Here is a 23110-nt window from a genome sequence, read left to right as displayed (position 1 = left end):
GAAGATTTGGTTGCTCAAATGAAAAAATATCTCTATAAATCTAATAGACTACCTATGCAAACTTTAAATTGGCTTTCTCCTATTGAAAAACGTAAAGAATTATTAGAATTAGAGGAGAATTAATTCTCCTTTAATTCTACCATACAGGTTATATTTTTTTATATTTTTTGGTCTCACATCATTTACAAATGTACAAATAACTATTATTTTTCTCTCATATATTGACATAAAATAAAATCGTATTATATAATAAGGTAAATTGATATTGTGTAATTTTAATTTTTAAATATCATACTTATTATTTATGGAGGTTTTAATTATGAAAAAATTATTAAAAATTTTTTTCCTGTTTTCTATTTTAACTTTATGTTCTTGTAATTCTAATAAAAATAAAGAATTCTATACTACCAATAAAAGCGAAAATGGATTTTATTTAATTAGCAGTCCTGTTCCTAAAAAAGTTGTTGACTATGCAAAAGAGATTTTTGTAAAAGAAAACCTAACTGGTACAGCAATTAAAGACATTAACAATTTGGAACTATCCGAACCATATTCGATAAAGGAAAATATATTTTCATTTTTTATTTTGCAAAATGGTAAAAGCATTGGAACAATTAAAATTACTGAAAATAATGGAAAATTAAAACATCAAATTTCTCAAGGATATCTGGAAGAAGAATTGAATAATATAATCTCAAAAAACGGAATTTATGAATTGAGTTTTGAAGAAAGTGAAAATGGTGGTCGTCCAAAGCCTATATTTAAAAAACACGATGATGTTCCTAAGGATAAAGTTATATATAATATCAAAAATTCCATAAAGAAAATACAAAATTAAATTTCAAAACAAAAAATGATGCTCATTTGAACATCACTTTTTTTCTATAATTTTATTAAATATTCGCTTTGTCGCATAATGTGAAATTAACAAAATGATTAAAGAAAAATCAAATGGAATTTGTACTACAACTTTTATTAAAAAGCATAGGGCAAAAGCGACTAAATCTAAAATCATAAATTGTTTTTCACTTGTATATTTTTTTATTATATTGTATTTTATTTTTAAATTTCTAATTAAAATAACAAGAGCAACTACTCCAACTAATGCATCTATACTGAAATTAACTAAAAATTTACTATTTATAACAGCCCATAAAAAATATATAAACAGAGTCCCCATCATAATGATGGTTAATCCTGTCAGTGATATTTTGGCTTTATCTTCTGACATTTCTTTTGGTGTAATTCTTCTTGCCATTATTCGAAAATCACTCCGTCAGAACCATCAATTTTAATATTTGTTGAGAAGAATTCTTTTAATGCTGTAACCATATATCCTGTGTCTTTAATTCCACAAGTTTCAAAACTTGAGTGCATTCCTAGTTGTGCAACTCCAATATCAAGAGCGTGTAGGCTAACTTGAATATTTGATAAGTTTCCAAGAGTTGAACCACCAACTTTATCAGATCTGTTTGCAAAGAATTGTGTTGGAACCTTTACTTTTTTACAAATTTCTAAAAATACTGCTCTACTGAAAGCATCAGTTGTATATTTTTGATTTGCAGCTTCTTTTATAACAATACCTTTGTTCATAAAAGTTACATTTGTTGGATCATAAAGTTCAGGATGATTTGGATGAACAGCATGAGCATTATCACAACTTATTAAGAAAGATTTTGCCACTGCTTGATGATATTCATCAGTTCCAAATCCAAGTGAAGCATTAATTCTCTTAAGAGCATCTTTCATAAATGTTGACATAGCACCTTGTTTTGTGTTTGAGCCTACTTCTTCATTATCAAAAACTGCACAAACATTTATAGTCTTTGGATTTTTTGCTTCTAGAAATGCTTTCATTGATGTAAATGCACATTGTAAGTCATCAAGTTTAGGTGTTGAAACAAATTCATCTTTATATCCCCAAATACATTGTCTTTGACGATTTACTAAGAATAAATCTTTTGCAACAACATCTTGAACTTTAACACCCAATTCATCTGCAACCATTTTATCAAAATCACCTTTTTTTAATTCTCCAGCAGAGAATAAAGGTAATAAGTCAACTTGTTTATTATAAGCATAACCACTGTTTATTTCTCTATTTAAATGAATTGCAACATTTGGTATCATTAAAATATCTTTATCAATATAGAATAATTTATTTACAATTTTCCCTTTTTCTCTAACTAAAACTCTACCTGCAAGACTTAAAGGTCTATCAAACCATGTTGAGTCAATCATTCCACCATAACCTTCAACATTTAGCTTTAAATGTTCTCCTGGTGCATCCATTTCAGGAACAGCTTTAACTTTATATGTTGGAGAATCACTGTGTGCAGCTGTTATTTGGAAATGGTAGTCGCTAAGTTCTTTTCCTACTTGAAAAGCCAATATACTTGAATTATTTCTTGTAGTATAATAATTTCCACCTTTTTTGATTTTCCATTTAGCATTTTCCGGTAAGAATGTATATCCGGCTTTGTCAAAATATTTTTTCATTGTATCAACAGTATGGAACATACTTTTACTTGAATCAATAAAAGTTAATAATTCTTTTGAAATTTTAATATTATTCATATCAATTCCTCCTATTAAAATTTAATTTACCCTATTTAATTAATTAAAAATCATTAAATATATTTTAAAGAAAATAAAGGAACCAAAGTTCCTTTATCTCTTTATAATCGTTTTATAATCTAAATTTATTTACTATCTTCTATTTTTCTAATGACTGGTAAGACTAAACCTAAAACAACTAAAACTAATGGAGTTATAATCTTTAATAACATTTCATATGGATCATCTGAATACATTCCAAATAAGCAACAAGCTAATGTTATTAAGAAACACCAAGCTCCAAAGAATAGTCCAACGCTTCTGTTTTTAACAAATCTGTAATGTCTAGTAAGTTCTTCTTTACCATATCTAAGAGCAAAGTAAGCAACGAATACCCACATATATCTCATCGGCATTACTACCCCGTTAAGACGAGTAAGTTGTCTAAGAACGGTAGTTGCTCCAGGAACAAATGATTGAGCTAATATAATTGCTCCACCGAGTATTGCAACTAGTATAATCCCATTAACATAAGCACCTTTTTCGTTCTTCTTTAATAATTTTCTTGGGATATATTGACTTGCATTAGGGTCTTCTAATAACATTCTTAAAGGAGCATCAATACTTATTAATAAAGTTGCAAATTGTCCAACAGTATTAGCTGCTGAGTAAATGATTAATAATAAATCGCCAACACCATAGTATTGCCCTAATTTTTGAAATGCCCAGTAAGAACCATTTGCTGCATAAGCGTCAAAATTTGCTTTTATTTCGTTGACATCAAACATAAGTCCCATAGCAACTGTTCCGAAGATAGCACTAATAACAACCATTAAAGTTGCAAACATCATAGCTTTAGGGAATTCTTTTGCAGAATCTCCCTCAATTTTATTTACATAAGGTGAAATCTTTTCAATACCACCAACTGCAAATACTAAAATTGATAAACTACTTAAGTAATTCAAGTCAATCTTAGGGAATAAATTATTCCAAGCAAAATTCAATTTTAAATATCCACCATTTGGATTAATAACAGGTGCAGCATACATCATAAGAATAAATAAAATACCTAAAACAAACATACTTGAACCTGCTAGTGTTGCCAACTTCTTGATTGGACTTAACCCTCTTGTTGCTAAGTAACAGAATAATAACAATACACCAAATGTTGCTAATTGAACATACATTGTAGGAATACTATCATATGCTTTAGCATCTCTAAAAATCATAAAACTTAAAGCCTTAAGACCACCTGAACCTTTTCCAGCAATATAAGTAATATGTACTGCCCAATAAGTCCAGCCGGCATAGTAAGCTAATTTAGAGTTAGTAGTTTCTTGAATCCAAGAAGTTACCCCACCACCTAAATCTTTAAATGTAGAACCAAGTTCTCCAACCATAAGTGCATACGGAACAAAATACAATGCAAACATTAGTATCCAAGAGAATATTACTTGAGTACCTTGAAAGTAAATATATCCGTTTAAAACATTTCCAAATCCCCAAAGTGTTGAAAAACACATAAATACTAGGGACTGCCATTTAATTTTCTTTTCAGAAACTTCCATTTCGTCCTCCTAAAATGTAATTTTTTGCTAAAACTTAAGTTGAAATTTTTAGCCACAGACAGTATATCAAAATTATTATTTCTTGTCAAAGGTATTTGCAATAGGATAACGTTTTGTTTTTGTTGTAACAATATTATCGCTTCACTATATCGTTTCTGTAAATCACAATTCAACAAAAGACACCAGATGGTGTCTTTTGTTTATTTTAATTTATTTTGCTTTTATTTCAGTCCAAGCGTCTTGTAATTTTTCGTTTAATTCACCTAAGTCTTTTAATACATAACCTTTTTCAAATACTTCTTTTTTAGGAAAGACTATATCGCTATTTTTTAAGTTTTCGTCCATAAGCTCTCTTGCTCCTTCAATTGGTGAGCCATATTTTACAAAATTACAGTTTTTTGCAGATATTTCAGGTCTTGACATAAAGTCAATAAATTTTGCTGCTAATTCTTTATTTTCTGAAACTTTAGGGATTACCCAGTTATCAAAGATAAAGATTGCTCCTTCTTTTGGAAAAACAAATTCTACATTTTTATTTTCATCTTTTGCAAGTAGAGCTTCTCCACCCCAAATGCAAGTAAGTTTTGAATCTCCAGAAATTAGATTATCCTTTGCTTGATCGTCTCCAACATAACTTTTTACTATTTTCTTTTGAGCTATTAGAGAATTTTTTGCTTTTATAATATCTTCTTCTTTTGTTGAGTTAGGGTCAAGTCCTTCTTTTATCATAGCAATTGCCATTGTAAATCTACTTCCGTCTAACATTACAACTTCACCTTTGTTTTTTTCGTCCCAAAGGTCAGCCCAACTATCAACTTTTTCTTGTTTTGACTTGTCATAAGCAATTCCGATATTTCCTATTGTATATGGAACTGAATATTCACTCGTAGGGTCAAATACTAAGTTTCTATATTCTTTTTTAACTTTATCCATATTTGGAATTTTATTTTTATCAAGTTTTTCCAACATATTTTCTTTAATCATGGTATCAACCATATAGTCACTTGCTACGATTACATCATATTTTTCTGCCCCACTTTTTAATTTAGTGTAATATTCTTCATTTTCTTCAAAAAATGTGTAATTTACTTTACAATTATACTCTTTTTCAAATTCTTTTATAGTTTCTGGATCTATAAAAAGATCTGTATTAGTTACATTTAAAACTTTCTTTTCTGTACTTTGTTCTGTCTTTTCTTCTTTTTTCTCATCTTTTTTATTACTTTTCCCACAAGCTGTAAAGGATACGGCTGTAGCAAAAACTAGTAATAATGCTAATAAACTTTTAATTTTTTTCATTTTTATTCCTCTATTCTTAAATCCATAAGTTATTGTTGAAATTATAATTATTATTGCAAAAAGCAATGTTGATAATGCATTTATTTTAGGACTAATTCCCCTTTTAGTCATTGAATAAATTTTAACTGAAAGTGTTGCAACGCCATTTCCGGAAGTAAAGTAACTTACAGTAAAATCATCTAAAGACATTGTTATACAAATCAATGCTCCTATGATTAAATTAGGTATTAACTGTGGTAAAACAATTCTTTTAAACACCTGAAACTGTCTTGCTCCCAAATCCATTCCTGCATCATAAAGACTTTTATCAAAAGTCAATAATTTAGGCAAAATCGCAAAGACCACAAAAGGAATATTAAATATTATATGTGATAAAATTATCGTAAAATATCCGAATTTAAGTTTAAAAAATACATATAATATTATCATTCCAATTGCAATTACAATATCAGGAAGAATAAGCGGAAGATATGTTACATTTGTAAAATAGCTTCTTAGCTTTGGATTAAAGGATCTATATATAGACCAAGCTCCTATTGTTCCAATTACAAGTGCAAATATAGTTGCAATTACTATTATAACAAGTGTTTGAAAAAACACATTCATAACGGATTCATCCTTAAAAAGCTCAACATACCATTTTAAGCTAAACCCTGTAAAATCCTTATTATATCTTGATTCATTAAATGAAAAAACCATCATAAATATAATTGGCATATATAAAAATATATAACACAAAGCAAGATATATTTTTCCAGTATATTTTTTTACCATATTTTAAGCCCTTCTGCAAATTCATTATCTGATTTTTTTATAAACATTCTAAAAACCATAAGACTTACAAAAATTATAAAAATCATAATTAGGGAAATGCTTGAACCTGTTTCCCAGTTTCTAGCCTGTAAAAACTCCCTTTGAATTAAATTTCCAACTAACATATTCTGACTTCCCCCAAGTAAGTCTGATATTATAAAGGTTGTTACAGAAGGCATAAAAACCATAATGCAACCTGAAATCACACCCTTAAAACTTAGTGGAAAAATAATTCTTAAAAATAAATCTTTTCCTTTAGCCCCCAAATCTTTAGCACATTCTATATATTCTTTGTCAATATTTATAAGTGCGGTATAAATTGGAAGTACCATAAAAGGCAAAAAATTGTAAATCATTCCTATAATAATTGCAAAGTTATTGTTTAAAAATTTTATAGGACTATCTATAATTCCGATATTTATAAGCATTTGATTTATAATTCCCTGTTCTCTAAAAATACTCATCCAAGAGTAAGTTCTAAGTAAAAAGTTAGTCCATAAAGGCATAATGAATAGCAAGACAAAAACATTTCTTCGCTTTTCATTTTTTATCCTACTTAGAAAAAGTCCCGCAGGATATCCCAAAATTAGACATAAAAAAGTTGAAATCAAGGATAATTTTAAAGATACTAAAATAATTTTCACATAAGTTGGTGTGAAAAACTTTTTGTAATTATCCAAAGTAAAAACAAAACTTTCATCTTTTACTTTAAAAGAATAATAAATTATAAAAAACAAAGGCACTATCGTAAATATAATTGTCCATAATAAATATGGCATAGCCCTAATTCTATATAAATATTTTCGTAACATATTTCCTCCAAAAAATAAATAATTGCAACTATTATTTTATCATTAAAATAGATATTAGACAAATTTTTTCTTGTAAAGTTTTGTTATTTATAATATAATTAGTATAAGAAAAATTAAAGGAGTTTTTGAAAATGAAATTAGTTTTAATAAGACATGGAGAAAGCGAATGGAATAAGTTGAATTTATTTACTGGTTGGACTGATGTAGGCCTTTCAGAAAAAGGAATTATCGAAGCAAACGAAGCAGGTTTTTCTCTAAAGGAAAACGAATACGACTTCGATGTATGCTACTGCTCATATTTAAAAAGAGCAATTAACACTTTAAATATTGTTTTAGAGAGAATGGATAGACAGTGGTTACCTGTTATAAAAACTTGGAAATTAAATGAAAGACATTATGGAGCACTGCAAGGCTTAAATAAGGCTGAAACTGCTGAAAAATATGGAGAAGAACAAGTAAAACTTTGGAGAAGATCTTTTGATGTTCCACCTCCAGCACTTGATAAGGATGATGAAAGGTGTCCACATAATCAAGAACCTTACAGAAATGTTAATAAAAGTGAATTACCTTACAATGAAAGTCTAAAAAATACTATTGAAAGAGTTATTCCTTATTATGAAGAAGTTATAAAAAAGGATATGTTAGACGGAAAAAGAGTTCTAATAGCTGCTCATGGAAACTCATTAAGAGCATTGGTTAAATATTTAGATAATTTAACAGATGAAGAAATTATTTCTGTAAATATTCCAACTGGAATTCCTTTAGTTTATGAATTTGATGACAATTTTAAAGTTACAAATAAATATTACTTAGGAAATCAAGATGAAATAAATGCAAAAATAAATTCAGTTGCAAACCAAGCAAAGAAAAAATAAATTATTTTAACAAAAATAGGTTGAGGAGTAAAATCCTCAACCTTTTCTTTTTCTTATTCTTTATCTTTTATTTCATCATATAAATTCTTAATTGCTTTTCTTATTACTTCAGATTTTGGTTCATCCATCTTTTCGGATATATAATAAAGCATTCCCACATCTTCATCATGCAATGTTATTCTGGTATTTAATACTTTAGGAACATCAATGTGATCTCCTGAATTCTTTTCAAATAATGCAACAATTACAAAGACAATCGCAGACGGAATTAAATAACCAAAACTTAAAGAACTAAGTGGTAATAATTTTATAAATTCTAAAATTCCATATGTGTCATTTAATACAGTCATAAATCCAATAATTATTGCAACTATTGCAGAATATTTTATAGCTCTATTACAGGAGATTCTGTTTCTGAATACACTTGTCAAAATCAATATAATTATTGGTGGATACAATGTAAATAAAAGTGGAACTGCCAATTTTATTATCGCATCTACTCCAAGACATGAGAAAATAAAACTTGCAAAACAAACTATCACAACCCAAATTTTATAAGATATTTTAGGTATTAATTCTGAAAAATATTCAGCAACTCCACCTGTAAGAGCAACTGAAGTTGTGAGGCAAGCTAGTATTACTATAACAGAAAGCATTAAAACTCCTGAACGACCAAATAATAAATTTGTGAAGTTAAGTAAAATAGCTGTTCCATTCTTTGCCCCTTCAACATTAAGTTTTGAACTTGCTCCTAAGAAACAAAGTCCCCCATAAACAATACTTAAACATATAAAAGCTATAATTGATGAAGATAGGATTACCTTTTTTTCTCTTTCCTTTTTAATTTTATAGAAAATTAAAGCATTCACTATAACTGCATTAAAAAGTCCTGCCCCAAGTCCGTCTAAAGTTTGAAAACCATTTATAAAAGAGTCATACATAACTTTTTGTAAATTTTCCCCTGGTAGAATTTCTCCAACAGGAGATATAATTCCGGTTATAATCATAATAATCAAAAATGCAAGTAATGTTGGAGTTAAATATCTTCCGATAAAATCAACTATTTTTTCAGATTTTATGCAAATTAAATATGTAATAACAAAAAATATTGCAGTTGTTACCACTAAATTTTTAAATCCAAAATTTGCAACCCCCAAATTATAAGTAATTGCACCAGTTCTTGGTATTGCAACTAAAGGTCCTATACATAGAGATATACAAACTAAAATTATTGTCCCCAAATATTTTCCTAAAGGTTTTACAAATTCTGTAATACCACCGGAAGAAAATACACAATAAAGTGATATCATTGCTAAAAGCCCATCTGCAACCATATACAAAATAAAAGCAATAGGCCAATAAGAACCTGAATTATAGCCCAAAAATGTTGGGAATATTAGGTTTCCAGCACCGAAGAACATTGCAAACAAACTAAAGCCTATTACAAATATTATCCTTATTTCTTTTTTCATAATTCCTCCTAATATAAAAACGATTTCTTAAAATATATTAACATAAAACATAAAAACTTGCAAGGCATATGGACTGAAAAAATCATCTTTATATTTTCTAATTTTTTTTATAATTTGAAGTATATAAAACTGAAAATAAATAAAGTTTATTGTATAATTATTCTTTTTAAAAATAAACATCCCTCAATTATTTAATATTTTGAATTCTTTTGAACATAAAAAAAGGGAACTACAAAGTCCCCTTTTAAAATTATCAGTATAATTATGCTAAAATCTTAGTAACAACGCCTGATCCTACTGTTCTTCCACCTTCTCTGATGGCAAATCTTAAACCTTCATCAATAGCGATTGGAGTGATTAATTCGATTATAAATTTAGCATTATCTCCAGGCATAACCATTTCAACGCCTTCTTCTAATTGGATATTACCAGTTACGTCAGTTGTTCTGAAGTAGAATTGTGGTCTATATCCTGAGAAGAATGGAGTATGTCTTCCACCTTCTTCTTTAGTTAATACGTAAACTTCTGATTCGAATTTAGTATGTGGATTAATTGTTCCTGGTTTTGAAAGAACTTGTCCTCTTTGGATTTCGTTTCTTTGAACACCTCTTAATAGAAGACCAATGTTATCTCCAGCAGCAGCTTCATCTAACATTTTCTTGAACATTTCAACACCAGTTACAACAACTGTTCTTCTTTCAGTTGTTAAACCTACTAATTCAACGTTATCTTGAACTTTTACTTTACCTTTTTCTACTCTACCTGTAGCAACAGTTCCTCTACCAGTAATTGAGAATACGTCTTCAACTGGCATTAAGAATGGGTTATCAATGTCTCTAACTGGTTCTGGGATGAATGCGTCAACTTCTTCCATTAATTTAACGATTTTGTCTCCCCATTCTCCATCTGGTTCTTCAAGAGCTTTTAATGCTGAACCAACTACGATTGGAGTATTATCTCCATCATATTCGTATTCAGTTAATAATTCTCTAACTTCCATTTCAACAAGTTCGATTAATTCTGGATCATCAACTTGATCTTCTTTATTTAAGAATACAGCTATTTTAGGAACTCCTACTTGTCTTGCAAGTAATATATGTTCTCTTGTTTGAGGCATTGGACCATCAGCAGCACTTACTACTAAGATAGCTCCATCCATTTGTGCAGCACCTGTAATCATGTTCTTTACATAGTCAGCGTGTCCTGGACAGTCAACGTGTGCATAGTGTCTGTTAGCTGTTTCATATTCAACGTGAGAAGTTGAAATTGTGATTCCTCTTTCTCTTTCTTCTGGAGCCTTGTCGATATTTGCATAATCAACGAATTCACCAGTACCAAATCTCTTATTTAATACTAAAGTGATAGCTGCAGTTAAAGTAGTTTTACCATGGTCAACGTGACCAATAGTTCCGATATTAACGTGTGGTTTAGTTCTTTCAAATTTTTGCTTAGCCATTTTACTAATGTCCTCCTAATCTATTTTTTTGCTCTCTCGCCAATTACTTTTTCAGAAATTGCTTGAGGCACTTTTTCATAATGATCGAATTGCATTGAATATGTTGCACGACCTTGAGTATTACTTCTTAAGTCTGTTGCATATCCAAACATTTCAGCTAAAGGTATATATGCATCAAGTACATGAACTCCATTTTTAGGATTCATTCCTTGAATTCTACCTCTTCTTGATGAAACATCTCCCATAACATCTCCTAAATATTCATCCGGAGTTGTTATCTCAACTTTCATCATTGGTTCTAATAGAACTGGTGCAGCTTTTGAAACTGCTTGTCTAAATGCCATTGAACCTGCAATTTTGAATGCCATTTCAGATGAGTCAACTTCATGGTATGAACCATCATATAAAGTAACTTTAACATCTAAAACTGGATATCCTGCAAGTACACCCGCTTGAGTTGCTTCTTCAATACCTTTTTGAACAGGCCCAATATATTCTTTTGGAATAGCTCCCCCCACGATATTATTTACAAACTCAAAGCCTTTACCAGCTTCTTGAGGTTCAATTTTAATTTTACAGTGTCCATATTGTCCACTACCACCAGATTGTCTGATGTATTTTCCTTCAGCTTCTGCACCTTGAGAAATTGATTCTCTGTAAGAAACTTGTGGATTACCTATATTAGCTTCTACTTTGAACTCTCTTAAAAGTCTGTCAACAATGATTTCTAAGTGTAATTCACCCATACCTGAAATAATTGTTTGGCCAGTTTCTTCGTCAGTATAAGTTCTAAAAGTAGGATCTTCTTCTGCTAATTTGTGTAAAGCTATACTCATTTTTTCTTGAGATGCTTTTGTTTTTGGTTCGATAGCAACAGAAATAACTGGTTCTGGGAATTCCATCTTTTCAAGGATTACATGACTATTCATATCACAAAGAGTATCTCCAGTTGTAGTATCTTTTAGACCAACTGCTGCTGCAATGTCTCCTGCTGATACACTTTCAACTTCTTCTCTTTTGTTAGCATGCATCATAAGAATTCTACCAATTCTTTCTTTTTTGCCCTTTGTTGAGTTATATACATAGGAACCTGCTTCTAAAGTTCCTGAATATACTCTGAAATATGCAAGCTTTCCAACAAATGGGTCAGCTACGATTTTAAATGCTAATGCTGAGAAAGGTTCTTCATCTGAAGCATGTCTTTCTACTGGTTGTTCATCATCACCCACACCTTCAATAGCAGGTATGTCTAATGGAGATGGCATATAAGCCACGATAGCATTTAATAAAGGTTGAACCCCTTTGTTCTTATAAGCTGAACCACAAAGTACTGGGTTTATTGATAGATTAATAGTAGCTCTTCTTATTGCTTCTCTTAATTCAGATGGTGAAATAGCTTCTCCTTCTAAATATTTTTCCATAATAAACTCATCTGTTTCAGCTAATGCTTCCAATAAGTTTTGACGATATTCTTCTGCTTTATCTTTATAAGCATCTGGAATATCAGTTTCTTCTATATCTGTACCTAAGTCGTTTTTATAAATAATGGCATGCATTGAAACTAAGTCAATTACTCCAACGAATTCTGATTCAGCTCCGATAGGAATTTGAACAGGAACTGGATTAGCTTTTAACTTATCCTTAATAGTTTCGATAGAGTCATAATAATTAGCTCCAGTAGCATCCATTTTATTTATAAAGCAAATACGTGGTACGCCATATTTATCTGCTTGTCTCCAAACAGTTTCTGATTGTGGTTCTACACCGCTCTTTGCATCAAAAAGTGCAACTGAGCCGTCAAGAACTCTTAAAGATCTTTCAACTTCTACAGTAAAGTCAACGTGTCCTGGAGTGTCAATGATGTTAATTCTTGTATCATTCCATACACAAGTTGTAGCAGCTGAACAAATAGTGATACCTCTTTCTTTTTCTTGCTCCATCCAGTCCATTTGTGCAGCACCTTCATGAGTATCACCTATTTTGTGGATCTTTCCTGTATAATAAAGCATTCTTTCTGTTACTGTTGTTTTACCAGCATCGATATGCGCCATTATACCAATATTTCTTGTATTTTCAAGTGAATATTGTCTTGCCACAATAGCATTTCCCCTTTCCTTTTAAATAAAATTCCTATATTAGAATCCGTAATGTGCAAAAGCCTTGTTAGCTTCAGCCATCTTGTGAGTGTCTTCTCTTTTCTTAACACTTGCTCCAGTGTTATTAACAGCATCTAAAATTTCTTTTGCAAGTCTTTCTTTCATAGTTTTTTCTCCTCTATTTCTAGAGTAAGTTACTAACCATCTTAAACCTAAAGTTTGTCTTCTTTCAGGTCTAACTTGAATAGGCACTTGGTATGTTGCCCCACCTATACGTCTTGCTTTTATTTCTAAAACAGGCATTATATTTTCTAAAGCTTTTCTGAAAACTTCAGTTGGTTCTTCGCCAGTTTTTTCTCTTACGATTTCAAATGCACCGTAAACGATAGCTTGAGCAATTCCTTTTTTACCGTCAAGCATAATGTTGTTTATAAGTTTAGTAACAACCACATCTCCGTAAATTGGATCTGGCATTACCTCTCTCTTTGGAACATGTCCTTTTCTTGGCACCTTTCTTCCCTCCTTACTATATTAGTAGTATCACTGGTACTCAGCGATTTTCTTGCTGATAAGCACACAAATGTATGTATTATAAAGTTAAACTCTAATTAATAAAACATTTCTGCCACATCAGTTTAATTATTTAGGTCTTTTAGCTCCGTATTTAGATCTTCCTTGTTTTCTGTTAGCTACCCCTGCAGTATCTAATGTACCTCTAACTATATGGTATCTAACCCCTGGAAGGTCCTTTACTCTTCCCCCTCTAATAAGCACAACGCTGTGTTCTTGAAGGTTATGACCTATACCTGGAATATAAGCTGCAACTTCCATTCCGTTTGTTAATCTAACTCTGGCAACCTTACGTAACGCTGAGTTAGGTTTCTTAGGAGTTACAGTTCTTACAGCTGTACATACACCTCTTTTTTGTGGTGATTCACTAGCAGTACTTCTCTTTTTAAGAGTATTAAAATTGAAACTTAATGCTGGTGCTTTAGATTTAGTAACAGCTTTTTGTCTTCCTTGTTTAATTAACTGGTTAATAGTTGGCATTTCTTCACCTCCTTAAATATCTTTTTTAAAAATGCACATAACTATACATTATTAAATGTACCTAAATATTCTAACATTTATATATATAAAAGTCAACATTTTTATAATTAATTTCACAAAAAATTTTTTAAAAAATAAAGTATTATTAGAAAATAAAAACCACTCTAAAAGAGCAGTTTTTAATAAAACTAAAATAATATATTTTTAAATTCTTACTTTGAAATTCTTCCTTTTAAAATTATTGATCCTATATCTGAAAATACGGGTTTAAAAAGTCTTATTATCTGAGAATAGCTTAGCTCACTTTCATTTTTTGTAAAATCTCTTGTAAGTTTTGCAAACCTTTTAAAATAGCCCTTAGGAGGAGTAGGACATTCTGTCCCAAAAACTTCTTTTCCAGAGTCCATCATCAATAAAGACATCCTATAATACATAAATTTATTGTCTTTTTCTTCCATATTAGCATTATAGTATTCAAAAAGTTTTTCAAAATTTTTCATAAGCTCACTTTGTTCAACCACATCATTTAAAGTTAAAACTCCGTTTTCATTTTTAAACATTGAATAAGGCGAATGAACTCCACCTAATCTATGAATAATTTTTGAATATCTATCATCTTCATTTCCAACATTTGTAATAGACTTTATAAAAATCTTGTTAGATACTGAATGCATTAAAATATTCACATAATCATATTCATTACAAATATTAAAAATTTTATATTTATTTAATTCAATTTCTTTATTATATTTTTTTAAGAAATTATCATTAAAGCCTTGTCCATCAAAGGAATATACTTTTTCTAATTTTGACATATTTCCTCTCAAAACACCAATATATTGAGCCTTGTTTCCACCTTTAGAGTGTCCGGAAACATAAATCTTTTTTACATCAGGAAACTTTTTAACCATTTCATCAAAATATTTCAAAGCTCTTCTTTGTTGTTTAGTGTCTGTTATATTATAAGTCCCTTCTACATTATCTTTCCATTCATAATCTCCAGCAGTTCCTTTATAAACTATAATTAAATTGTCTTCAAACTGGAAAGTTACATTTACTACCCTATCACTACCAGAAGCATTTCCATAAATTGAATTATCAACATCAACTATTTTTATTCTTTCATAAATTTGTTTATTATGCTCAATTGTATTTAAAACAACTGAAAACTCTTCCTCATTTATTTCTGCTGGATAAAATCCCGAAGAATTTTTTTTATTTCTAATAAAATCAAATATTTCAAAGATGTTTTTACCAACGAGCTTTTCTTGTACATCATCTTTTTCAAAATTATGAACATAAATTATACAATTTAAAATCAACAATACATCAATATTTATCATATCTTCTCCTAATACCTAAAGCTATAATGTTCCTTACCTGCACCCAACTCAAAATGGCACTTAATTATTCCTAAATCAACCTTTGTATAAAATCCAAATTTTGAAACTATCTCAACCGTATTGTCTTTCAAAATAATTTTATATCTTTGTTGATTTAATGCCGTTGGAGCATATAATGCAAATTGAACACCTTTTAAAAACCAATCTGGCATTTCCACATCACTGGTAGCAACAGCAGAAATATCCTTAAGTTTTCTTTCCTTTCCATTATTTTCACCATATCCTATAGCTATAACACAAAGAACTTTCTCATCTTCTCCTACTATATATTTACTATTTTTCTTACTATATGTTCCTCCAACCCAGCAGGTATTAAGTCCCAATCCTTGTGCTTTTATAACTAGTTTTTCTCCAAAATATCCAATCTTTTCTTCTAGATTATCAAATTTTTCCCCAATCATCGCTATATAGTTTTTTACATTTTTAAATTTTCCAAAACCTGCTAAAATACTCTTACCAAAAGCATTTGGTTCATTTGTAATAAATTGGATATGCAAATCTGCAATATTATTATATTCTTCTATATCTTTGTTAATTTCATCAATAATATTTTGCTCTATGTCTTTTTCAGTATAAGCCCTTACGGAATGTCTTTCTTTAATAATTTTATCAATATCCATATTCCCCTCCTATATGACAAAAGGGCATAACGCCCCCCAAAATATAAATCTATACTAGCATATAAAAGCATAAAAGTCAATACAGAACAAAACACCTATCAATACGAATTGTTTAAGTTTCAATAAAAAAGAAGCCCTAAGACTTCTAAATTTTACTTTCTATTTTCTTATCCTTCTTTTTAAATATAAAAGATAATTTTGTTTCTGAAATTATTATAGCTATAAAAATTAAAATAAAGCCAATAACAGATTTAACAGTTAAACTTTCAATTCCAAGTGCAACCGGAAAAGCAACTCCAAAAATTGACTCACAACCTAAAATTATAGCTGCACTACTTGGATCTGTATATTTTTGTCCTAAATTTTGTAATAACAATGCAACAGCCGTACACATTACAGAAAGATATAATACTTCAAGCATCGGTCTTAATGTAAGTTGCATTCCTGCATTATTTTCAAAAGCAAAAGTAGTTATCCAAGATAAAACTCCGGCAACTAAAAATTGCATTATTGTAAGAACAAAAGCATCTTTCCCAATTCCAAGCTTAGTAACCATAACTATATGCGAAGCAAATAGAAATCCACTTAAAAGCGCAAGTGCATCTCCATAAATTGCAGTCCAACTTGAATTAAAAATAGAACCACTTTCTCCAGCCATAGCAATAAAAAATATTCCTATAATACAAAAAATTGCAGCAGATACATTAAATTTATCAGGTCTAACTTTATTTGTAATCCAATATAAAAAAGGTACAATTACACAATATGATGCCGATAAAAAACCACTACGTCCTGGTGTTGTAAAAGTAACACCAAGTGTCTGACTGGAATATGCAACAAATAAAAATACTCCTATAATTGCCCCAGATATTAGTTCATCTTTTCTTGCCTTAAACAATTTTTTATGAAAAATAATTGCAAGAATAATTCCGGCTACACTAAATCTGATTCCTAAAAGAAAATTAGGCTTAAATACATCAGCAGCACTTTTGACTACTGTAAGCGAAGTCCCCCACAAAATTGCTACAATAAAAAGTGCAATTTTTGCTAAAAAACTTGTTTTATTTGAAATGTTGTCCAAAATGCCCTCCTACTTAACTATTTTAGTTCCTGTAAGACCCTTTACAGCTTCTGAAGCTTTTTCAAGCAAAGTAATGATAGCACATCTATTATCTGATCCATCTACAAATTCCAAACAAGCCTCAACTTTAGGAAGCATACTTCCTTTTCCAAATTGTCCATCAGCAATATATTTATTAGCTTGTTCAACATTAATTTCATCTAATTCTTTTTGGTCAGGTTTATTGAAATTGATACAAACTTTATCAACGGCAGTTAAAATTAAAAGAAAGTCAGCATCTAAATCTGATGCAAGTTTTGCACTTGATTTATCCTTATCAATTACTGCATCTATTCCTACTAATTTATTATTTTTCTTAACAACAGGTATTCCGCCACCACCTACAGTTATAACCACAAGTCCAGCATCAACCATTTTCTTAACAGCATCAATTTCAACAATATTTAATGGCTTTGGTGAAGGAACAACTTTTCTGTATCCTCTTCCTGAGTCTTCAACAAAAGTGAATCCTTTTTCTTTTGCAAGTTCATCTGCCTTTTCTTTTGTATAAAACATTCCAACTGGTTTAGTCGGGTGTTCAAAAGCTTTATCATCTTCTGCAACTTCAACTTGAGTTACAACTGAAACAGCTGTTTTATTAATTCCTTTTTCTTTAAAAGCTTGACCTAAAGCTTGTTGTAAATGATAACCTATATATCCTTGACTCATAGCTCCACATTCAACAAGAGGCATTAAAGGAGTTTTTTCCTTTCCATTTGCTGAATAGTCCATTGCCAAATTAATCATTCCTACTTGAGGTCCGTTTCCGTGCCCGATTATAACATCATTTCCATCTTTGACTAAATCAGAAATTATATCGGCAGCTATTTTTACTTTTTCTAATTGCTCTAAAGGGGTATTGCCTAAAGCATTACCCCCCAAAGCTACAACTATTCTCTTTCCCATTTGTACCTCTTACCATAAAGTAGAATACATAACTGCTTTTATAGTATGCATTCTATTTTCAGCTTCATCAAATACAACTGATTGTGGTCCTTCAATAACTTCATCAGTAACTTCCATTTCAGGAATACCAAATTTTTCAAAAATTTCTCTACCGATAACAGTTTTTTGATCGTGGAATGAAGGTAAGCAGTGCATAAAGATAGCAGTTTCTTTAGCGTTTGCCATAACTTCTTTGTTTACTTGGTATGGTTTTAATAATTTAATTCTTTCAGCCCAAACTTCGTCTGGTTCACCCATTGATACCCAAATGTCTGTATAGATTACATCAGCATTTGTAGTTCCTTTTTTAACATCTTCTTCAAAGCTTACTGTACAATGAGTAGCCTTAGCAATTTCTAAAGCTTTTTCTCTCAGTTCTTCTTCAGGCCATAATTCTTTTGGAGCACAAGCTGTAAAGTTTACACCCATTTTAGCACAAGCTATCATAAGTGAGTTACCCATATTGTTTCTTGCATCTCCCATATATACAAAGTTTAACCCTTTTAAATATCCAAATTTTTCTTCAATAGTTAAAAGGTCAGCTAACATTTGAGTTGGGTGGAATTTATCAGTTAAGCCGTTCCATACCGGAACTCCTGCATATTCTCCTAAAGTTTCAACTAATTCTTGGCTGAATCCTCTGTATTCGATACCATCATACATTCTTCCTAAAACTCTTGCAGTATCTTCAATAGATTCTTTTTTACCCATTTGTGAAGAACCTGGATCTAAGTAAGTAACTCCCATACCTAAGTCCATTCCTGCAACTTCGAAAGAACAACGAGTTCTTGTTGAAGTTTTTTCAAATAATAATACTATATTTTTTCCTTCTAAATAACGATGAGGAGTTCCACTTCTCTTTAAATCTTTAAAATTTCTTGAAAGATCTAAAAGATAACGAATTTCATCACTTGTAAAATCTAATAATGTTAGGAAATTTCTTCCTCTTAAATTCTTGCTCATAACATTTCTCCTTTTTAAAAAATAATAGTATGTGATATATCACATACTATTATTATACTATATTCTATAAAAAGCTAAGGACATTTACTATAAAAAAATTTGTATTACTTTCTATTTATTTTGTCGGTGCACCTTTATATACATTTTTATCTTCAACATCCTCAATAGTATTATCATCTATTATTTTTAACTTATATTCAAAATCGTCAGCTTCTAAATATTCTCCTCCAAGTTTTTTTACAATTCTAGGATTTTTGAACTCTCGAGCATTTTCTTTCTTTACTTTGTCCTTATCTACCTTGCTTGGATCTGTATTTGGTTTAATTACAGTTGCTCCACTAAAAATCATTTTTGCTTCTTTGCTGTCTTTATCAATTGAGATAACAATACTTCCTCCTTTATCTCCGGAAAAAACCTTATCAACAAATCTATCAACATTTTTATTGCTTGATTTACATGCTGTTAATAAAACAACTACCAAAGCTAAAAACACAACAAAAAATTTTTTCATAACTTACCTCCAAAATATATTATTCTACTTTATTATTAATACATCTTTATTGTAATATATTTTTTTAAAAAAAGTCAAGTTTTATAAAAAATACTCTTAAGTAATATTATTACGTTTAAACACAGAAAAACAATCTAACAAGATGACAATTTATGATTTATTTTTACTCTAATATAAATATAAATAGTCCGTTATAAATTTATTTCAATTATAAAAACAACATTATAAAATACAAAAAATATATTGTTGAAATTATTTTATAAAATTTCATCCAAAAAGACATTTTTTGCTTTTTAATCTTTACATAAATTTGATTATGATTTATACTAATAGCACATATAGAAAATAATTTATATTAGAGGTATTTATGAGTAAACAAAAAGAAATTGAAATTCAAAACAAAGCTAATTCATTTATAAATGAAGAAAGTATGTATAGTATTGATAGAGAAATAATAACATCTCCGACAAAAGGTCTTTTTCATCAGTCTGCGAGATTTTTACTGATAAAAAAAGGTAATGCAAAAATAAGAATACAAAATAGTATATATGAAATAAAAGACAGAACTTTAGTCTGTATATTACCTTGGGAATATACTGAAGTTGTTGAAGTTTCAAAGACTATACAATATTTTATTCTAAAATACAATTTTGACAGTGCAAATAAAATAATAAAATCATTTTACAATGTAGATGCTGAAAACTTAAGTTTAATAAATTCATTTTATGATAATCCCGTAATCCAATGTACCGACGAACAATTCAAATATTTTTCTAATGTTTTTGACCTGCTAAGAGATGAGTTGGGCGAAGATTCAACCTTGTATAACAAAAATGAAAATCCCATTTCTTCAGCTTATGTTCTAAATAAAATAATTGACCTGATTATAACATATAGGAGAATGCAAGATGAAGATACCAAAAAAATAAAAAAGGTTGATGATAAATTTGATAAAATCAATATTTTTAGATATATACATGCACATTTAAGCAAAAAACTTACAATTTCCTCAATTTCAAAATTATTTTTCTTAAGTGAATCGACAATAAATAGATATGTGAAAGAAACAACCGGCCTTTCTTTTAATACCTTAATAAATGAAATGAGAGTTGGAAAGACAATGGATATGCTCCTATATACAGATTTAGATATAGAAGAAATTGCAGAAATAACAGGTTTTTCGGATCGTTCTCATCTATCAAAAGTATTTACAGCAAGAACGGGACAAAACCCTAATAAATACAGACAAACCTTTCAAAAAGTTTCACAAATTTGCCAAATAGAAAATATAAGAAAATTTTACAGAATATTAAACTATGTAGTAAAAAATTCAAGTGATGACATAGATATAGGACGAATTTGTAAAGACTTTTCAATATCTTTAATAGAACTTAATAGACTATTCATATATTATGTAGAGAAAAATTTTAAAAATTTTTTAAATTTTGTACGAATTAACAAATCCACAAAATTATTATTAAAAACAGATATGCAAATAACTGATATTGCATTTGAAGTTGGATATAACACTGTTAAAACATTTAATCGTAATTTCTTAAAATATCAAAAAATGTTACCTACTGAATTTAGAAAAAATCTAAAACTACAAGATAGAGAAATATAAAAAGCTGTTGAATTGTTCAACAGCTTATTGTGAAACAACAAGGTTCCCGGGAACCCACCCGATGTGAAGCATCGTGGAAGGGTGGGGTTCTTACTTTTCAACAGAATAATAACATCTCTTTGGTGAAATAACTTTTTCTTCTGCCTTTAATTTCTTTAAAACTTTATCTACCTCAGCTTTTTCAACTCCTAATTTTTCAGCGATTTCTCCACCTTTAAGAGCTTCTGAATTTTTTAATAATTCAATAATCTTTTCGCTTAATCCCATTTTTATACCTCCTTTTTTATAAAGTTATTATACCCTCAATCTACAACTTACCTAAAAATTTACAAAAAAAATCCTGCATTAGCAGGAAAATAATTGCAACCCGTAACAGATTTCTCGAATTACAGATCTGGTGCCCAGAGGCGGAATCGAACCACCGACACGAGGATTTTCAGTCCTCTGACTCTACCAGCTGATAACTATTTATTAACACTTTTATTTTATTTACTTTTTTAGATTTTCACCGTTTTAGCTTTTCATAACTCATCTTCTCGTACTTCGCACTAAACTAAGATATTAACTCAAAATATCTTCGATTTTATCTCGATATTTCGGTTACTCTCTTATACCGACTATCGCTATCTGGAACTTAAAAATTTAAAAAAATCTAAAAATGAGCAAAAAAAATCCTGCATTAGCAGGAAATAATAGCAATCCGTAACAGACTTCTCGAATTACAGATCTGGTGCCCAGAGGCGGAATCGAACCACCGACACGAGGATTTTCAGTCCTCTGCTCTACCGACTGAGCTATCTGGGCATATTTAATATTATGATTTTTTTGCTATGCGATAGCTCATTCTCTCGTGCTTCGCACTAGACTAAGGTATTGCCTAAAAACAACTTCGTTGTTTTTGCCACTTCCTTATACCGACTTTTCGCTATCTGGGCATATTTAATATAATGTTTTTTAATGTTATGTAAATGGCAGGGGTAGAAGGAATCGAACCCTCATCAGCGGTTTTGGAGACCGACATTCTACCGTTGAACTATACCCCTACAATACCAATCTTTTTAACTCTATAAAATAAGAGATATTTCTAAAATAGAAATATCTTCAGATAATTTGGTGGGCCTTCAGGGACTTGAACCCGGGACCTACCGGTTATGAGCCGGGCGCTCTAACCAACTGAGCTAAAGGCCCAAATTATTGGCGGAGAAAGAGGGATTTGAACCCTCGCATCCCGTGAAGGATCTACTCCCTTAGCAGGGGAGCCTCTTCAGCCACTTGAGTATTTCTCCATTGTGGCGGAGAGGGTGGGATTCGAACCCACGTGGGCGTGAACCCAAACGGTTTTCAAGACCGCCTCGTTATGACCACTTCGATACCTCTCCATAAATGGTGATCCATCGGGGATTCGAACCCCGGACACCCTGATTAAAAGTCAGGTGCTCTACCAACTGAGCTAATGAATCATAAAATTGGCTGGGGTAGCAGGACTCGAACCTGCGAAATGCTAGAGTCAAAGTCTAGTGCCTTACCGACTTGGCTATACCCCAAAGGTTGGCGCACCTAAGAGGATTCGAACCTCTGGCACACGGATTAGAAGTCCGTTGCTCTATCCAGCTGAGCTATAGGTGCAAAATGGAGCGGGTGAAGGGAATCGAACCCTCGCAACCAGCTTGGAAGGCTGGGGCTCTACCACTGAGCTACACCCGCATATAAACTCAAACTTTATGGTCTTAACAAAAATTCAATTGGTGGAGGAGAGTGGATTCGAACCACTGAAAGCGTAGCTAACGGATTTACAGTCCGTCCCCTTTGGCCACTCGGGAACTCCTCCATATAATCTACAAAATGTAGATTGGAGCTGGTGGGAGGACTTGAACCCCTAACCTACTGATTACAAGTCAGTTGCTCTACCAATTGAGCTACACCAGCA

General features: G+C 30.5%; 20 protein-coding genes and 12 tRNA genes. 3 read left to right on the top strand and 29 right to left on the bottom strand.

Going from position 1 to position 23110, the window contains the following annotated elements; all coding sequences use genetic code 11:
- Positions 1–319: 319 nt before the first annotated feature.
- Positions 320–838 carry a hypothetical protein gene (locus VJI93_RS07405; RefSeq protein ID WP_324000251.1) on the top strand — a complete coding sequence of 173 codons (519 nt, stop codon included), beginning with the start codon at positions 320–322 and terminating at the stop codon, positions 836–838.
- A 33-nt stretch (positions 839–871) separates the two neighbouring features.
- Here the strand turns inward: VJI93_RS07405 and VJI93_RS07400 are convergent, their stop codons facing one another.
- The 5 genes from VJI93_RS07400 to VJI93_RS07380 form a co-directional block, all read right to left on the bottom strand.
- Positions 872–1258, bottom strand: coding sequence for a hypothetical protein (locus VJI93_RS07400; RefSeq protein WP_324000252.1), 387 nt, complete (start codon positions 1256–1258; stop codon positions 872–874).
- Entirely contained in the window at positions 1258–2577 is a 1320-nt protein-coding gene (locus VJI93_RS07395) for a M18 family aminopeptidase (protein ID WP_324000253.1), read from the bottom strand. The genes VJI93_RS07400 and VJI93_RS07395 overlap by 1 nt, the downstream gene beginning before the upstream one ends.
- Positions 2578–2702: 125 nt before the next feature.
- Positions 2703–4124 carry an amino acid permease gene (locus VJI93_RS07390; RefSeq protein WP_324000254.1) on the bottom strand — a complete coding sequence of 474 codons (1422 nt, stop codon included), beginning with the start codon at positions 4122–4124 and terminating at the stop codon, positions 2703–2705.
- 210 nt (positions 4125–4334) lie between these two features.
- Entirely contained in the window at positions 4335–6197 is a 1863-nt protein-coding gene (locus VJI93_RS07385) for an extracellular solute-binding protein (RefSeq protein ID WP_324000255.1), read from the bottom strand.
- Positions 6191–7048 (bottom strand): ABC transporter permease, encoded by an 858-nt coding sequence (locus tag VJI93_RS07380; protein WP_324000256.1) that lies wholly within the window; start codon positions 7046–7048, stop codon positions 6191–6193. The genes VJI93_RS07385 and VJI93_RS07380 overlap by 7 nt, the downstream gene beginning before the upstream one ends.
- 131 nt (positions 7049–7179) lie before the next feature.
- Here VJI93_RS07380 and gpmA point away from each other — a divergent pair, with 131 nt between their 5' ends.
- Positions 7180–7923 (top strand): 2,3-diphosphoglycerate-dependent phosphoglycerate mutase, encoded by a 744-nt coding sequence (gpmA, locus tag VJI93_RS07375; protein ID WP_324000257.1) that lies wholly within the window; start codon positions 7180–7182, stop codon positions 7921–7923.
- Positions 7924–7976: 53 nt separating this feature from the next.
- On the opposite strand, the gene brnQ is transcribed toward gpmA, so the two are convergent.
- From brnQ to VJI93_RS07320, 11 genes are all read right to left on the bottom strand, one after another.
- Positions 7977–9395, bottom strand: coding sequence for a branched-chain amino acid transport system II carrier protein (gene brnQ, locus VJI93_RS07370; RefSeq protein ID WP_324000258.1), 1419 nt, complete (start codon positions 9393–9395; stop codon positions 7977–7979).
- 262 nt (positions 9396–9657) lie between these two features.
- Positions 9658–10851, bottom strand: coding sequence for an elongation factor Tu (gene tuf, locus VJI93_RS07365; protein WP_324000259.1), 1194 nt, complete (start codon positions 10849–10851; stop codon positions 9658–9660).
- 20 nt (positions 10852–10871) lie between these two features.
- The gene (gene fusA, locus VJI93_RS07360) at positions 10872–12947 is read right to left on the bottom strand and encodes an elongation factor G (protein WP_324000260.1); all 2076 of its coding nucleotides are present in this window, start codon (positions 12945–12947) and stop codon (positions 10872–10874) included.
- A 39-nt stretch (positions 12948–12986) separates the two neighbouring features.
- A complete protein-coding gene (rpsG, locus tag VJI93_RS07355; RefSeq protein WP_324000261.1) occupies positions 12987–13457 on the bottom strand; it encodes a 30S ribosomal protein S7 in 471 nt (156 codons plus the stop codon).
- A gap of 129 nt (positions 13458–13586) precedes the next feature.
- Positions 13587–13997, bottom strand: coding sequence for a 30S ribosomal protein S12 (gene rpsL, locus VJI93_RS07350; protein WP_324000262.1), 411 nt, complete (start codon positions 13995–13997; stop codon positions 13587–13589).
- Between the two features lie 212 nt (positions 13998–14209).
- The gene (locus tag VJI93_RS07345; RefSeq protein WP_324000263.1) at positions 14210–15340 is read right to left on the bottom strand and encodes an Mbeg1-like protein; all 1131 of its coding nucleotides are present in this window, start codon (positions 15338–15340) and stop codon (positions 14210–14212) included.
- Positions 15341–15348: 8 nt separating this feature from the next.
- Complete coding sequence (locus VJI93_RS07340; RefSeq protein WP_324000264.1) at positions 15349–16020, bottom strand: nitroreductase family protein; 672 nt, start codon at positions 16018–16020, stop codon at positions 15349–15351.
- 145 nt (positions 16021–16165) lie between these two features.
- Positions 16166–17101 (bottom strand): DMT family transporter, encoded by a 936-nt coding sequence (locus VJI93_RS07335; RefSeq protein ID WP_324000265.1) that lies wholly within the window; start codon positions 17099–17101, stop codon positions 16166–16168.
- A 9-nt stretch (positions 17102–17110) separates the two neighbouring features.
- Positions 17111–18046, bottom strand: coding sequence for a carbamate kinase (arcC, locus tag VJI93_RS07330; protein ID WP_324000266.1), 936 nt, complete (start codon positions 18044–18046; stop codon positions 17111–17113).
- A 9-nt stretch (positions 18047–18055) separates the two neighbouring features.
- Entirely contained in the window at positions 18056–19048 is a 993-nt protein-coding gene (gene argF, locus VJI93_RS07325) for an ornithine carbamoyltransferase (RefSeq protein WP_324000267.1), read from the bottom strand.
- Positions 19049–19163: 115 nt separating this feature from the next.
- A complete protein-coding gene (locus VJI93_RS07320) occupies positions 19164–19559 on the bottom strand; it encodes a hypothetical protein (RefSeq protein WP_324000268.1) in 396 nt (131 codons plus the stop codon).
- 367 nt (positions 19560–19926) lie between these two features.
- On the opposite strand from VJI93_RS07320, the gene VJI93_RS07315 reads away from it, so the two are divergent.
- Positions 19927–21183 (top strand): helix-turn-helix domain-containing protein, encoded by a 1257-nt coding sequence (locus VJI93_RS07315; protein ID WP_324000269.1) that lies wholly within the window; start codon positions 19927–19929, stop codon positions 21181–21183.
- Between the two features lie 90 nt (positions 21184–21273).
- On the opposite strand, the gene VJI93_RS07310 is transcribed toward VJI93_RS07315, so the two are convergent.
- The 13 genes from VJI93_RS07310 to VJI93_RS07250 form a co-directional block, all read right to left on the bottom strand.
- Complete coding sequence (locus VJI93_RS07310) at positions 21274–21450, bottom strand: HTH domain-containing protein (RefSeq protein ID WP_324000270.1); 177 nt, start codon at positions 21448–21450, stop codon at positions 21274–21276.
- 128 nt (positions 21451–21578) lie between these two features.
- A tRNA-Phe gene (locus VJI93_RS07305) sits at positions 21579–21651 on the bottom strand.
- A 260-nt stretch (positions 21652–21911) separates the two neighbouring features.
- A tRNA-Phe gene (locus VJI93_RS07300) sits at positions 21912–21987 on the bottom strand.
- 165 nt (positions 21988–22152) lie between these two features.
- Positions 22153–22226: transfer RNA gene (locus VJI93_RS07295), tRNA-Trp, on the bottom strand.
- Positions 22227–22294: 68 nt separating this feature from the next.
- Positions 22295–22371 (bottom strand) — tRNA-Ile (locus VJI93_RS07290).
- 7 nt (positions 22372–22378) lie between these two features.
- Positions 22379–22469: transfer RNA gene (locus VJI93_RS07285), tRNA-Ser, on the bottom strand.
- A gap of 4 nt (positions 22470–22473) precedes the next feature.
- Positions 22474–22562, bottom strand: a tRNA-Ser gene (locus VJI93_RS07280).
- Positions 22563–22567: 5 nt separating this feature from the next.
- Positions 22568–22643: transfer RNA gene (locus VJI93_RS07275), tRNA-Lys, on the bottom strand.
- A gap of 7 nt (positions 22644–22650) precedes the next feature.
- Positions 22651–22727 (bottom strand) — tRNA-Gln (locus VJI93_RS07270).
- Between the two features lie 5 nt (positions 22728–22732).
- Positions 22733–22809, bottom strand: a tRNA-Arg gene (locus tag VJI93_RS07265).
- Between the two features lie 4 nt (positions 22810–22813).
- Positions 22814–22887: transfer RNA gene (locus VJI93_RS07260), tRNA-Gly, on the bottom strand.
- A gap of 39 nt (positions 22888–22926) precedes the next feature.
- Positions 22927–23011 (bottom strand) — tRNA-Tyr (locus VJI93_RS07255).
- A 22-nt stretch (positions 23012–23033) separates the two neighbouring features.
- Positions 23034–23109 (bottom strand) — tRNA-Thr (locus tag VJI93_RS07250).
- Between the last annotated feature and the right edge of the window lies 1 nt (position 23110).

The sequence above is a fragment of the Parvimonas sp. M20 genome (assembly GCF_035282425.1).
Taxonomy (GTDB): Bacteria; Bacillota; Clostridia; order Tissierellales; family Peptoniphilaceae; genus Parvimonas.
This window is presented reverse-complemented; position numbering and strand designations above follow the sequence as displayed.

What these genes read in the sequence shown, in the direction of transcription:
- VJI93_RS07390 (WP_324000254.1), bottom strand. Translation starts at nt 4,124, where the DNA reads ATGGAAGTTTCTGAAAAGAAAATTAAATGGCAGTCCCTAGTATTTATG.
- VJI93_RS07395 (WP_324000253.1), bottom strand. Translation starts at nt 2,577, where the DNA reads ATGAATAATATTAAAATTTCAAAAGAATTATTAACTTTTATTGATTCA.
- VJI93_RS07340 (WP_324000264.1), bottom strand. Translation starts at nt 16,020, where the DNA reads ATGGATATTGATAAAATTATTAAAGAAAGACATTCCGTAAGGGCTTAT.
- VJI93_RS07315 (WP_324000269.1), top strand. Translation starts at nt 19,927, where the DNA reads ATGAGTAAACAAAAAGAAATTGAAATTCAAAACAAAGCTAATTCATTT.
- VJI93_RS07380 (WP_324000256.1), bottom strand. Translation starts at nt 7,048, where the DNA reads ATGTTACGAAAATATTTATATAGAATTAGGGCTATGCCATATTTATTA.
- VJI93_RS07385 (WP_324000255.1), bottom strand. Translation starts at nt 6,197, where the DNA reads ATGGTAAAAAAATATACTGGAAAAATATATCTTGCTTTGTGTTATATA.
- VJI93_RS07405 (WP_324000251.1), top strand. Translation starts at nt 320, where the DNA reads ATGAAAAAATTATTAAAAATTTTTTTCCTGTTTTCTATTTTAACTTTA.
- rpsL (WP_324000262.1), bottom strand. Translation starts at nt 13,997, where the DNA reads ATGCCAACTATTAACCAGTTAATTAAACAAGGAAGACAAAAAGCTGTT.
- VJI93_RS07400 (WP_324000252.1), bottom strand. Translation starts at nt 1,258, where the DNA reads ATGGCAAGAAGAATTACACCAAAAGAAATGTCAGAAGATAAAGCCAAA.
- brnQ (WP_324000258.1), bottom strand. Translation starts at nt 9,395, where the DNA reads ATGAAAAAAGAAATAAGGATAATATTTGTAATAGGCTTTAGTTTGTTT.
- VJI93_RS07345 (WP_324000263.1), bottom strand. Translation starts at nt 15,340, where the DNA reads ATGATAAATATTGATGTATTGTTGATTTTAAATTGTATAATTTATGTT.
- arcC (WP_324000266.1), bottom strand. Translation starts at nt 18,046, where the DNA reads ATGGGAAAGAGAATAGTTGTAGCTTTGGGGGGTAATGCTTTAGGCAAT.
- VJI93_RS07320 (WP_324000268.1), bottom strand. Translation starts at nt 19,559, where the DNA reads ATGAAAAAATTTTTTGTTGTGTTTTTAGCTTTGGTAGTTGTTTTATTA.
- VJI93_RS07310 (WP_324000270.1), bottom strand. Translation starts at nt 21,450, where the DNA reads ATGGGATTAAGCGAAAAGATTATTGAATTATTAAAAAATTCAGAAGCT.
- argF (WP_324000267.1), bottom strand. Translation starts at nt 19,048, where the DNA reads ATGAGCAAGAATTTAAGAGGAAGAAATTTCCTAACATTATTAGATTTT.
- gpmA (WP_324000257.1), top strand. Translation starts at nt 7,180, where the DNA reads ATGAAATTAGTTTTAATAAGACATGGAGAAAGCGAATGGAATAAGTTG.
- tuf (WP_324000259.1), bottom strand. Translation starts at nt 10,851, where the DNA reads ATGGCTAAGCAAAAATTTGAAAGAACTAAACCACACGTTAATATCGGA.